General features: G+C 75.1%; 7 protein-coding genes. 2 read left to right on the forward strand and 5 right to left on the reverse strand.

Features of this window, described 5'->3' with window-relative positions:
* Positions 1-134 precede the first annotated feature (134 nt).
* The 5 genes from ACFQRF_RS13240 to ACFQRF_RS13260 form a co-directional block, all read right to left on the reverse strand.
* Positions 135-6,470 carry an SDR family NAD(P)-dependent oxidoreductase gene (locus ACFQRF_RS13240; RefSeq protein WP_379871357.1) on the reverse strand — a complete coding sequence of 2,112 codons (6,336 nt, stop codon included), beginning with the start codon at positions 6,468-6,470 and terminating at the stop codon, positions 135-137.
* A 231-nt stretch (positions 6,471-6,701) separates the two neighbouring features.
* A complete protein-coding gene (locus ACFQRF_RS13245; RefSeq protein ID WP_379871358.1) occupies positions 6,702-7,610 on the reverse strand; it encodes an SDR family oxidoreductase in 909 nt (302 codons plus the stop codon).
* A 424-nt stretch (positions 7,611-8,034) separates the two neighbouring features.
* Positions 8,035-8,664: a superoxide dismutase family protein gene (locus ACFQRF_RS13250; RefSeq protein ID WP_379871359.1), complete on the reverse strand. Its 630-nt coding sequence runs from the start codon at positions 8,662-8,664 to the stop codon at positions 8,035-8,037.
* A gap of 301 nt (positions 8,665-8,965) precedes the next feature.
* Complete coding sequence (locus tag ACFQRF_RS13255; protein ID WP_379871360.1) at positions 8,966-9,349, reverse strand: VOC family protein; 384 nt, start codon at positions 9,347-9,349, stop codon at positions 8,966-8,968.
* A 203-nt stretch (positions 9,350-9,552) separates the two neighbouring features.
* Positions 9,553-10,587 (reverse strand): sporulation protein, encoded by a 1,035-nt coding sequence (locus tag ACFQRF_RS13260; protein WP_379871361.1) that lies wholly within the window; start codon positions 10,585-10,587, stop codon positions 9,553-9,555.
* A gap of 552 nt (positions 10,588-11,139) precedes the next feature.
* On the opposite strand from ACFQRF_RS13260, the gene ACFQRF_RS13265 reads away from it, so the two are divergent.
* Positions 11,140-11,442: a hypothetical protein gene (locus ACFQRF_RS13265; RefSeq protein ID WP_379871362.1), complete on the forward strand. Its 303-nt coding sequence runs from the start codon at positions 11,140-11,142 to the stop codon at positions 11,440-11,442.
* A 124-nt stretch (positions 11,443-11,566) separates the two neighbouring features.
* On the forward strand, positions 11,567-12,541 hold the full coding sequence (gene corA, locus ACFQRF_RS13270) for a magnesium/cobalt transporter CorA (RefSeq protein WP_379871401.1): 975 nt from the start codon (positions 11,567-11,569) through the stop codon (positions 12,539-12,541).
* Positions 12,542-12,675: the final 134 nt, after the last annotated feature.

Here is a 12,675-nt window from a genome sequence, read left to right on the forward strand (position 1 = left end):
ACGGCGACTCGGTTCCGGCTCCCGGGCCCCCGGCGCTTTTTCCGGGCGGATCGCGCTGAACGCCGGCCGGCACGGGAACGGCGGGAAGCGGCCGGTGCCCGCCCGCCGAGGCGGGTGCCGTGTCGCCGCGCGGATCATCCCCCCACCGCCACGGGCGACGGCTCCAGGTGCCGGTCGAGGTGCGCGGCCAGCTCCGCCACCGTGGGATGGGACCAGATCGCGTTCAGCGGTAGCTCCACGCCCAGGCCGCTGCGCAGCCGGTTACGGAGCTCCACCGCCATCAGCGAGTCGATGCCGAGGGCCCGGAACCCCGCCGAGGTGCGGATCGACGCACGCGGGGCGTTGGTGATCGCGGCCACCAGGCCGGTCAGGTGCGCGCGCAGCAGCGCGCGGCGCGGGGCGCCGGCCGCCGCCGCGCGGATCGCCATGATCTCGCCCTGGCTGCCGCCGGAGTCGCTTCCGCCCGGGGTCACCAGCGCGGAGAACAGCGGCGCCGCGGCGGTGTGCGAGAAGCCGCGGAACCACACGGCCGGCTCGAACGGCCCCATGGCGGTGTGCACGCGGTCGTGCGTGACCAGTGCCTCGAAAGCCGCCACGCCCTCCTCGGTGCTGATGGTCGCCGCGCCGCGTTCGGCGAAGTCCCGGGCCAGCCCGGTCTCGCCCCACGGGCCCCACGCGATGCTCAGCGCGGGCAGGCCGTGCGCCCGCCGCCAGCCCGCGAAGGCGTCCAGCCAGGCGTTGGCGGCCGCGTAGTTGGCCTGCCCGGGGTTGCCGATGAGGGTGGACATCGAGGAGAACGTGACGAACCAGTCCAGGTCGCAGTCGCGGGTCGCCAGGTGCAGCTGCCACGCGCCGTCCACCTTGGGCCGCCACACCCGCTCCACCCGGGCGGCGTCCAGAGCGGAGATGGGGGCGTCGTCGAGCACCACCGCGCTGTGCAGCACACCGCGCAGGGCGCGCCCGCCGGCGGTGGCCGCCGCGACCAGCCGCGGGGCGGTGGCCTGGTCGGCGATGTCGCCCCGCACCACCTCGACCTCGGTTCCGGCGGCGCGCAGCTCCGCGATGGCCACGCGCGCCTCCTCCGAAGGCGCGGACCGGCCGTTCAGCACGATCCGCCCGGCCCCGTGCCCGGCCAGCCACCGGGCCGTGGCCAGTCCCAGGCCGCGCAGGCCGCCGGTGATGACGTAGGCGTCGCCGGGACGCACCGCCGGCGAACCGCCCGGCTCGGGGACCACCCGCACTTCGTCGTCCCGCGGCATGCGCACCACGAGCCGTCCGATGTGCTGCCCGGTCGCCATGACCCGCAGCGCCTCGGCCAGCCGCTGGAACGGGAACACCCGGGTCGGCAGCGGCACGAACCGGCCGGCCTGCGCCTCGGCGAGCACCGCGTCCAGCCACGCGCCCACCTCGTCGGGGTGGTCCGCCACCAGCGAGGCCAGATCGACGCTGCCGTAGGTGGCGTTGCCGCGCAGCGCGCGCAGGCCGATGCGGGTGTCGGCCTGCAGGTCGCGCTTGCCCAGCTCCACGAAACGGCCGCGCGGCGATATCAGCTCCAGCCCCGCGAGCATCGCCGGGCCGGCCAGCGAGTTCAGCAGCACGTCCACGCCGCGGCCGCCCGTGAGCTCCCGCACCCGCGGCGCGAAGTCCAGCGTGCGGGAGTCGAGCACCTCCTCGACCCCCAGACGGCGGAGGTACTCGCGCTTCTCCTCCGTGCCGGCGGTCGCGATCACCCGCGCGCCCGCGCTGCGGGCCACGTGCAGCGCCGCCAGGCCGGTGCCGCTCGCGCCGGAGTGCACGAGCACCGTCTCGCCGGGACGCAACCGGGCGCGTTCCCGCAGCGCGACCCACGCGGTCAGATAGGGCACGCCGAACGTGACGGCCTCCTCCAGCCCGAGATGCCCGGGGATGCGGCGCACCAGCGCGCCGGTGACGACCCGGAACGATCCGGTCATCCCCAGCGCCACCGCCAGGACCCGGTCGCCCGGCGCGACGTGCGTCACGCCGCGGCCGACGGCGGTGACGGTGCCGACGCAGTCGATGCCGATCGGCGTGCCGCCGTCGCAGTCCTCGTCCGGCAGCAGCCCCAGCACCATCATCGCGTCGCGGAAGTTCACCGACGTGGCGGCGATCCGCACCTCGACCTCGCCGGGGCCGGGGGCCCGGCGCGGCAGTTCGACCAGCCGCACGCCGCCGAGCGTCCCGGACCCGTCCGGGACGGCGACGAACCCGTCGCGGCCGAACCGGCGCGGCACCAGGCGCGGCGGCCGCCGCTCGCCCGCCGCCAGCGGGGCCCGGGTCACCCGGGCGACGTGCCGCTCGCCCTTGCGCCAGGCGACCTCGTCCTCCGGGGAGTCGGCGCACAGCTCGGCGACCAGCGCGGCGGGGTCGCCGTCGACGTCCACCAGGCACGGACGGAGTTCCGGGTGCTCGGCCGCGAGCACCCGGACCAGGCCGCGCAGCGCGCCCTGACCGGGGTCGGCCGGGCCGTCGGGGCCGACGTCGCGCCCACCCTGGGTGGCCAGCCAGAGCCGCGGCAGCGACGCGCCGTCGGAGTGCGCCCGCACCAGCGCGATGCAGGCGCTCACCCGCCGCAGCGCGCCGTCGCGGTCCGGCGGGGCGTCCGCGTCGGCCGGCTGCACGCACAGCACCACTCCGGCCAGCCCTCCCTCGGCGGAGCGCCGCGCGGCCCGCGAGGTGACCACCGCCGCCCACTCGTCCGCGGCCAGGCCGGTGTCCGGCGCGATGCGGGAGGCCCGGCGGCCGGCCGCGGTCAGCAGGTCCACGACCGCGGCCGCCAGGTCCGCCGCCCCGGGCTCGGTCACGACCAGGTACTCTCCGGGCGGGCCGCCGGACGGTTCGGGCAGCGCCACCGGCCGCCACGTCACCTCGAACAGGCGCTGCGGGAGCAGCTCGGCCGACGACGGCCGCGGCATCCGCACCAGCGTGACCTCCTCCACCACCGCGACCGGGGTGCCGTCCTCGGCGAACAGGTGGGCGCGGCCGTGGCCCCGCTCGCCGTCACTGCGCACCACCTCGGTGCGGCACCACCGGATCGGCGTGCCGGCGCGCAGCAGCCGGAACCCGTCGATGCGCTCGGGGAGCCAGGGCCGCCCGGCGCCCGGCGCGCGGCTCCGGTCGCGGCCGTCCAGCCCGAGCAGCAGCGGCTGCAGACACACGTCGAGCAGCGCCGGGTTCAGGTGCATGCCGCCCCGCAGCCGCGCGGCGGCGGGCACCTCGATCCGGCCGAGCAGGACCGCTCCCTCCTTGGACGTCGCGACGCCCGCCGCGCCGGTGAACGCGGGACCGTAGTCGGGCCCGATCGCGGCCAGCGTCCGGTACAGCTCCTGCTGCGACACCGTGACGGGTGCCGCCTCCGGCGCCGAGAGCGGCCGCGGATCCGGTCGGGTGGCCGCCGGGTCGACGCGCCGCACCCGCCCGCACGCGTGCCGGGTCCACCCGGTGTCGCCGCCGCGGGTCAGGATCTCCACGTCGCAGACGTCGGGCCCGGCCGGCGCCGCGCAGGTGAACACCTCCACCCGCTCCGACAGCGCCAGTAGCTGCTCGATACGGACGTCCCGCACGGTGACCTCCGTCGGGGCGCAGCCGAACGCCGCGCACCCGGCCGCCAGGATCATCTCCAGGAAGCCGGCCCCCGGGAAGATCGGCACCGAGCGCACCCGGTGATCGGCGAGCCACGGATGCGCCGCCGTCCCCACGTCGCCGCGCCACACCAGCCGGACGCCGTCCGTGGCCGCCGGTGCGGGCACCTCGGCGCGCTCGCCGAGCAGCGGGTGGCATCCGGCCCGCACCTGCCGGTCGCCGCCCTCCAGCCAGTAGCGCCGGCGGTCCCACGTCGTGGCGGGCACGTCGGCCAGCCGTCCCGGGAAGGCCCGTCGCGCGTCGACCCGCCCGCCCGCGCAGTACAGCGCCGCCAGGTGGGCCGCCAACGCGGCGGCATCGTCGCGGTCCCGCAGCAGCGTGGGGACCGCGGTGACGCGGTGCCCGGCGGCCGCGGCGGTCTCCTCGACCGCGCTCACCAGCAGCGGGTGCGGCGAGATCTCCAGGAACAGCCGGTGCCCGTCGGCGAGCACCGCCTCGGTGGCACGGGCGAACTCCACCGGGCGGCGCAGGTTCGCCGCCCAGTAGCGGGCGTCGAACCGCGCCCCGGCGCGCGGATCGTCCAGGACCGTGCTGTAGAAGGGCACGTCCGGGGAGCCGGGCGCGGCGCCGAGGTCGCCCAGGGCGTCGACGAGTTCGGCCAGCACCGGCTGCACGCTCGGCGAGTGCGCCGCCACCGGAACCGCGACCGGCTGCGCCTCGATCCCGGCGTCGGCGAACTCGGCGCACAGCCGCCGCAGCTCCTCGCCGTCGCCGGCCACCACCGTGCTGCCCGGTGAGGCCACCACGGCGACGCCGACCTCCGGGTACCGCCGGCGGGCCAGCCACTCCTCGACACGGGCGCGCGGCCACGGCACCATCGCCATCGCGCCGCCGGCGACCTTCTCCAGCAGCCGCGAGCGCACGCACACCACCCGCATGCCCTGCTCGGGGGTGAGCATCCCGGCCGCCACCGCGGCGGCGGCCTCGCCCATGGAGTGCCCGACCACGGCGGACGGGCGCACGCCACGGGAACGCCACACCGCGGCCAGGCCGATCTGGATCGCGAACACCAGCGGCTGCACGACGTCCATCCGCGTCACCGGCTCGCCCGCGGCGACCAGGTCGCGCAGCTCCAGACCCGACTCCGCCCGGGCGACCGGCTCCACCTCGGCGAGGGCCGCGGCGAACGCGGGATCGGCCAGCAGCCCCCGCGCCATGCCGGGCCACTGGGACCCGTGGCCCGAGAACACCCAGACGGGGTCGGTGCCGCCGTCGGCCTGGCCGGTCAGCACGTCCTCGCAGGGATGGCCGGTGGCGAGCGCGCGCAGCCCGGCCGACAGCCGCGCGCGGTCGCCGGCGACCACCGCCGCGCGGTACGGCGCGGGCGAGCGCCGGGCGGCGAGCGTGTGCGCGACGTCGGCCAGCGGAGTCGCGGCACCGCCGTCCTCCAGCCAGTCCGCGATCCGCCCCGCCGTCCGCGCCAGGCCGCCCGGCGAGACGTGCGAGACGACGAACACCCCGGGCCGCGCGAGCGACGGCTCCGGGGTGTGCTCCGGTTCCGCCACCGGTTCCGGTGGCTGCTCCAGCACCAGGTGCGCGTTCATTCCGGTGATGCCGAGCCCCGACACCGCGGCCCGGCGCGTTCCGGGCACCGGCCAGGCCACCGCCGAGGTGGGGACGAACAGCCGGGTCCGCGCCGCGGGCTCGGAGGCGCCCCCGGCGCTTCCGGCGGTTCTGCCGTCCCCCGTGGCACCGGCGTTTCCGGCGATGGCCGGGTTCCACGTCCGGAAGTGCAGGTTGGGAGGGACGAGGCCGGCCCGCAGCGCCAGCACCGTCTTGATCAGGCCGATGACGCCGGCCGCGCTCTCGGTGTGCCCGACGTTGCTCTTGACCGCCCCCAGCGCGCACCGGCCGGCGCCGCGGCCGTAGACCGAGGCGAGCGCCTCGAACTCGATGGGATCACCGGTGGGCGTGCCGGTGCCGTGGGTCTCGACCATGCCGATCCCGTCCGGGGGCAGCCCGGCGCGTCGCAGCGCGGTGCGGATGACCATGCGCTGCGCCTCCGCGGAGGGCTGCATGATGCTCCGCGACGGCCCGACATGGTTGATCGCGCTGCCGCGCAGCACGGCGAGCACCCGGTCGCCGTCCCGCTGCGCGTCGGCCAGGCGCTTGAGGACCACGACACCGCACCCCTCGCTGCGGACGAAGCCGTCGGCGGCCGCGTCGAACGTGCGGCAGCGCCCGGTGGGGGAGAGCACACCGGCCTCGGTGAGCCCGGTGGTGCTCACCTCGTCGAGGGTGATGTTGACGCCGCCCGCCAGCGCCATGTCCGTCTCGCCGGCCTGGAGGGCGGCACCGGCGAGGTGCACGGCGATGAGCGAGGCCGCGCAGCCGCCGTCCAGCGCGACGCTGGGGCCGTGGCAGCCCAGCAGGTAGGAGAGCCGTCCGGCCACGCCGCTGAGCATGGTGCCGGTGGCGGAGTAGACCTCGGCCCGGGTGCGCGAGGTGTGCAGCATGTACCCCATCTGGGTCATGCCCATGTACACCGCGGTCTGGCCGCCGCGCAGGTCGCGGGGCGGGATGCCGGCGCGCTCCAGCGCCTCCCACGCCACCTCCATGGCCAGCCGGATCTGCGGGTCGATGAAGGCGGCCTCCTTGGGGCTGATGCCGAAGAAGGCCGGCTCGAAGTCCTCGATCCCGTCCAGCCGCCCCCCGGCGGGCAGTGCGGCGCCGCCGGGGGGCCGCTCGCTCCGGCGGCCGCGCGCCTCGCACTCGGCGATCAGGTCCCGGCCGGTCAGGAGGGCGTCCCACAGCCCCTCGGGGGAGTCGACTCCGGCCGGGAGCCGGCACGACATGCCGATCACCGCCACTGGGTCCCATGGTGCACCGGAATTGTCCGACATGCGGTGTTCCGAGAACTCGGTCGAACGGGAAAGTGGCATTTCCATCGCGCCTTCTCCTGTGGTGACTGGCCCCGACCGCGAATTTATCCATGAAAAGAGCGCGGGATGGCAAAAACCCGGGGAATACCTCTCCGACGCCGACCGGGAAAGCGCGGCGCCGGTAATCGTCCGCCCGCCGTGGGCCGGGCGTGGCGCGCCTCAGCGGCTCGGCAGCGGCGGAATTCCGTCCATGGGCGCCGCGCGGCCGCAGAGCAGCCGCCACAGCGCGGCGGCGCGCAACCCCACCACGGCCTGCTTGGCCGCGTCGGCGGTGCGGGCGGGCAGCAGCCGTTCGGCCGCCAGCGCCACCCGCGCGTCGACGCCCACGGAGTAACGGGCGCGCGGCCGCGGGGCCGTGAGGGCGCGCCGGACCACGCGCGCCACCGGTTCGGGCGAGGGGAGCCGGCCGGCCACCAGCGGCTTCACCGCGTTCAGCAGCCGGTAGCAGTCGGCGTAGGCGGAGGGCCCGATGGCGGCCATGCGCGCGAACACCTCGTTCCACAGGTCGGTGGCGTAGCAGCCGGGCTGCACGATCACCACCCGCACGCCGTCGCGCTCGGCCTCCATCCGCATTGCGTCGCTCACCGCCTCCAGCCCGTGCTTGCTCGCGCAGTACCAGCCGATCATCGGGGTGGCCACCCGGCCGGACAGCGACGACACGTTGACGATCCGGCCACCGCCCTGGTCGCGCATCACGGGCAGGGCGAGCCGCGCCAGCTGCACCGGGCCGAGGAGATTGAGTTCCAGCACGTCGCGGGCCGCCTGTTCCGTGACGTCCTCGACCGTCCCGCTCATCGCCATGCCGGCGTTGTTGACCACCGCGCGCAACCGGCCGCCGCCCAGGTCGAGGGCCTCGGCGAACCCGCGTTCGCGGGAGGCGGTGTCGGTGAGGTCCATCAGGACGGTGTCTAAGGACAGGCCGTGCCGCCGCGCGCACGCCCGGAGTTCGGCGGCGCGGTCCCGGTCGCGCGTGGTGCCGATCACCCGCCAGCCGTCCCGGGCCAGCCGCAGCGCGATCGCCCGTCCGATCCCGCCGGTCGCGCCGGTGACCAGTACCGCACCACTCATCGCTGCCTCCATCGCGTGGGAGCCCGGTGCTCCGGCGGCGCCGGGCCGGCGCCGGTCGGCACGACTCGGACGCGGGGCATCGGCGGAAGGCGGAGGCGCGGGCGGGGGTCGGATCGGCTGCCGGGCGAGGCGCGCGGGACTTCCGGAATGCGCGTCCTCGATCACCGAGTATCGCAAGCGCCCCGCGTTTTGTGAATCGTTCCCGATGGGGATCGCGGGATTTCCAGAGAACGTCCGGAATGGAATTTCGCGTTCCGTGGGATTTCGTGGCTTTTGCTGATTACTCGGGATGCGCCGCCGATGAGGGAGCCGGCGGGTGGCCGATGTGCCCTTTGGGGGAGATCCCCGGCCCGTGCGACGCCGGAGCGGGGCCGGTGCGCGCCGTGGGTGCGTCCCGGCCGGGACGCACCCACGGCGGCCGGAGCTACAGCGGCACGTTGACGCACGCCAGCCGGTCGCCGGCCTGACCGGCATGGCCGTGCTCGGTCCTCGTGTGCTCGGCGTGGATGACGATCGAGCGGGCCTCGCCCGCGCGCGGCACCCAGTCGACGGTCGTCTCCGACTCCGCCTGCCCCTGGGAGTCGGTGGTGAAGTCCAGCCACACCTCGTTCTTGTCGTTGGCGTACTTCGGATCGGTCGACGGCTGGTGCGGATCCGGGTCGTTCTGATAGTGCGGCCCGGAGTCGTCCGGCTTCTCGCCGCATGGCCGGGTGTGCAGGTGGGCGCCGTAGGCCCGGTCGGGCTGCAGCCCGCGCACCCGCAGCGCGAACTCCGTGCGGTCGTCCGCCGCGCTGACGTCCACCCCGACGTCGGCCCCGTCGGGGACCGCCTTGTCGTCGTAGGTCACGGCCGGGGCCCCGCTCGCGTAGGGGGCGAACCGCCCGGTCACGGTGGCCGATCCCGCGCCGTGCCCGGGAGAGGCGGTGGGGGAGGGGGCACTGTGCGTCGGCGTGGCCGACGGCGTGGCGTGATGCTGACCGGCCGTGCCGCCGCCGCATCCGGCGAGGAGCAGCGAGGTCAGGGCGAGCCCGACGGTGGTACGCGTCGTGCGCATGGCGAGACTCCAAGGTAGGAACGACACTGATCGACTTCTCCCTGCCGCGCGGGCGGGGACTCCGGCGGTCACGGCCGGTTTCCGGTCCGGTGCCGGCCGCGGAATCGCTCCGCGGCCGGCACCGGACCGGCGGCCGCCACCTGCGGGCGGGTCCGGCAGCCGTACGCCACTGTCACGGCTGGAATCTTACCGACTGTTTCCGGGTGAGCACTCACCGTGGCCGACCGGCGTGGCACGAAACCGCGCGTGCCCGGGGACGGCGCTTTTCGGCGCCCCCGGGCACGCGCGGTGCGGCCGGGGATCACCCGGCCGTCAGCACCTCCATGACATGGCCGTTGGGGTCATCGAAGTACACCGTGCGGCCGCCCCGCTCGGTGTTGATCTCCCCATAGCCCTTCGGCTCGTGCGGACGGGCGTAGTACCGCAGTCCGGCCGCCACGATCCGCTCGAAGATCTGGTCGAACTCCTGCTCGCTGACCTGGAACGCGTAGTGGTGCGGGGTCAGCGCCATGACACCGGACTCGCCGCTGTCGGCGAAGTCCAGGGTCACCGCGTTCCCGACCTGGAGCGGCACGAACGGGCCGGTCGGCTCGCCGACGGGCAGGCCGAGCAGGCCGGCCAGGAAGTCGGCGGAGCGTTGCTTGTCGCGGCTGGGAACGATGGTGTGGTTGAGCGAGACCGCCATTGCGTCCTCCCGCTGTGGACGTCCGGGTTGCCGGGACGGCCGCCGGGCGGTCGGCGCCCGGCCGGTGCCCGTGTCCCACGTTAGTCAGGGCGGGCGCGCGGCGCGGCCTCCGGCGACGGGCAACAATTCCCAATAATCCCGTCAACGACCCGGCGTGCCGCCGGGGGCGGTGCCCGGCACGGCCGTGCACCGCCCCGCCGGAGCTACTCCTCCTCTTCCTCGCTCTCGGCCTCCTCCTCGTCGCCGTCGAAGACCTCGTCGACGATCTCGGCGGCCACGTAGCCGGCGGCCAGCCCGCCGGCCACGCCCAGCGCGACCCCGGCCGCGCCGCTGAGCATGCCGCCGCGCTCCTCCTCGTGGTGGTGCCCGTACTCCGGGTGGTATCCGGGGTGCCCGTACTCGGGCTGGTAGCCCGGCTGTCCGTACTCGCCGTAGCCGCCGTGCCCGAAGTACCGCCGGTGCTGCTCCAGGGCCTCGGCGATCCACGCGTCCAGCCGCGGCGCCCAGTCGGGGCGGTCGGCGTCGGCGTGGTCGGCGCGGAACCGGCCGTACACGTCCTGGCCCTCGTGGAACATGCTGCCGCGCTTGTCGAACTCCAGCACCACCTCGACCCCGTGCGGCGCGGCGACGAAGCTGACCTCCACCTCGTTCACCTCGTGCGCGTAGCGCGGTGACGGGTAGAACTCGATCTCCTGGAAGACCGGCATCTGCTGTCCGGTGGCCGCCAGGTGGCCGGGGTGCAGGTCGGCGTTCTTGATCGTGAAGCCGAGCTGCACGAATGCCTCCAGGATGCGGTCCTGGACCGGGAGCGGGTGCACGCGCAGCGGGTCGAGGTCGCCCTTGTCGGCGGCGTTGCCGATGATGACGTCGGTGCGCACCCCCAGCACCATCCCCGGCAGCGGGCCGCCGCCCGCGTCCGTGATGGGCAGCTCCCAGGGCAGCGGAAACCGGAACGGCAACGAGGTCCGCTCCTCGGCGGCGAGCCGGAACGCGTCGCGCACGGTGATGCGCGCGAACTCCACGCCGGCCGCCTCTTCCTCCTCGCCGTACCCTCCCTCGTGCTCCACCCGGCCGACGAGTGTCAGGACCACGGCGTCGACGTCGACGTCGACCGAGCCGCCGGACAGCTCCACGTGCCCCTCCAGCAGCGCGCCGGGACGCACGTCGGGGTTGGCCAGGACGGTGTCGACGCTCGGACCGCCGACCCCGAAGGCGGCCAGTACGCGTTTGAAGTTCATCGTTTCCTTCCAGAATGCGCGTCGTGGGGTGCACGCACCCCGCCCACGAGCCGGCTCCCCGGGGTCCCGCGCCGGGACCGGCCCGGAACCGGCCTTGCCGGGGCAACGGCGCCGCGGTCCGGGCGGTTCCGCGGGGCCGTCCGTGGCGGCGCGGCGACCGCCGCGCCGGGGCCGTACGGGAGCCGTCCCGCGCGCTCCCCCGCACCGGAGTGCCGGCTGAGCTGCGGCGATACGTTCGCGCCGCCGGAGCCGGGCCATCGCGTCCGCCCCCGCGCGCCGGCGATTGCGGACGGGCCGAAGCGGGGGATGCGTCATGGCCCGGTCCCGCCGCCACGGCGGCATGACGGGAGCGCCCCGAACACGCGGGCCGGTCCGTTCGTGGATCCGAAAGGGGAGAATTTTCTGTAGGCTCGCGGACGTGAGGACGGCGTTGGAGGGCCGGTCGCACCGGGACCCCGCAGGCGGCCTTGCCGGCCCGCGCGTTCGGCCGGCCGCTCCCGCGGTGGTCCCCCTCCGTCGAGAGGGCGAGGAATCAAGCCAAGGAGTCTCGTCATGGTCGACAACGTCCGGCCCCTGAACTCGGCGCCCAGCGCGCGGGCCCGCGCCGAAGCGGCGCGACTCGGCGCGGACGGCGAGTTCGCCGACCTGGTCACGCGCATCCTCGACGCCCTCCGGCACCGCGCCTGGGCGAAGATCCCGGCCGTGGACGCCGCGGAACGCTCCGAGGTCCGCCGGGCGGCCCGCGCCGCCGCCGCAGAGCTGGGGCGCCGGGTGACGACCAGCATGACCAACGACAACGCGCTGCTGATCGTGCTCGCCGACGAGAACCCCGAGGTGCCCCCGCCCGCCCGCTGACCTGGTCCGCCGAGCGGTGAGGGGACGGTCCGGCCGGTCGCGCGGCGCGCTCGCGGCATTTGATGGTCGATCGTCCGAATTCAGGCGTAGCGGGTGGTGAACTGCACCATAATCGAACTCCGTGATGACCGAATGTGCGATCTATCGCGCTAACGACCGGATCGAGGTCGACGGGGACATCAGCGACGCCCTCGACGCCGCCCTCGCCGAGGATCCGGAGGCGTTCTGCTGGATCGACCTGCACGAGCCCACCGAGGAGGAGTTCGCGCTCGCCTCGCGGGAGCTCGAACTGCACCCGCTCGCGGTGGAGGACGTTCTCAGTGCCCACCAGCGGCCCAAACTGGAGCGGTACGGGACGGCCGTGCTGGTGGTCCTGAAGTCCCTGTCCTATGACGCGGAGAACCGCGACGTCACCGGCGGCGAGATCATGGTCTGCCTCGGGCGCAACTACGTGGTGACCGTCCGGCACGGTGACGTCGACCCGCTCAAGACGGTGCGGCGCCGGCTGGAGGCCGAACCGGAACTGCTCCGGTTCGGCTCGCCGGTCGTGCTCTACGGGGTGCTGGACGCGGTCGTCGACGACTACGTGGACATCGTCGACGCCGTGCAGGAGGAGGTCACCCGGATGGAGGAGCGGGTCTTCGTCGAACAGGCCCGCCGCCTCGCCGGAGAGATCTACGCCTTCAAGCGCGAGGTCATGGAGATCCACAGCGCCGCCCAGCCGATGATGCTGGTGACCGGGGCGGTGGCCGCGGGCGACACGGTCCGGGTCACCCCCGAGGCCCGCCCCTACTTCCGTGACGTCGCCGACCACAGCACGCAGGTCGCCGCCCGCGCGGAGGCCATCAACGAACTCCTCGGCCAGGTGATGTCGGCCTACCTGGCCCAGGTCGGTGTGCAGCAGAACGAGGACGGCCGCCGCATCTCGGCGTGGGCCGCCATCATGGCGATCCCCACCATGGTCGCGGGGGTCTACGGCATGAACTTCGAGAACATGCCGGAACTGCACACCCGGTGGGGCTATCCGGTGGCGCTGTTCTTCATCCTCAGCGCCTGCGCGGTGCTTTATGCGCTCTTCAAGCGCAGCCGCTGGCTCTGAGCGTCCGGTCCACGGCCGTGCGCCCGTCCGCCGCGCGTTCGCGCCGGGTACGGGGCGATCGGCCGGCCGGCGCGCCGCGGGAGCTGACGGCGGTGCGGCCCGGTGCCGCCCCGGAACCGGTCATCCGGTCCCGG

This window comes from Marinactinospora rubrisoli, assembly GCF_042664915.1.
Lineage (GTDB): Bacteria > Actinomycetota > Actinomycetes > Streptosporangiales > Streptosporangiaceae > Marinitenerispora > Marinitenerispora rubrisoli.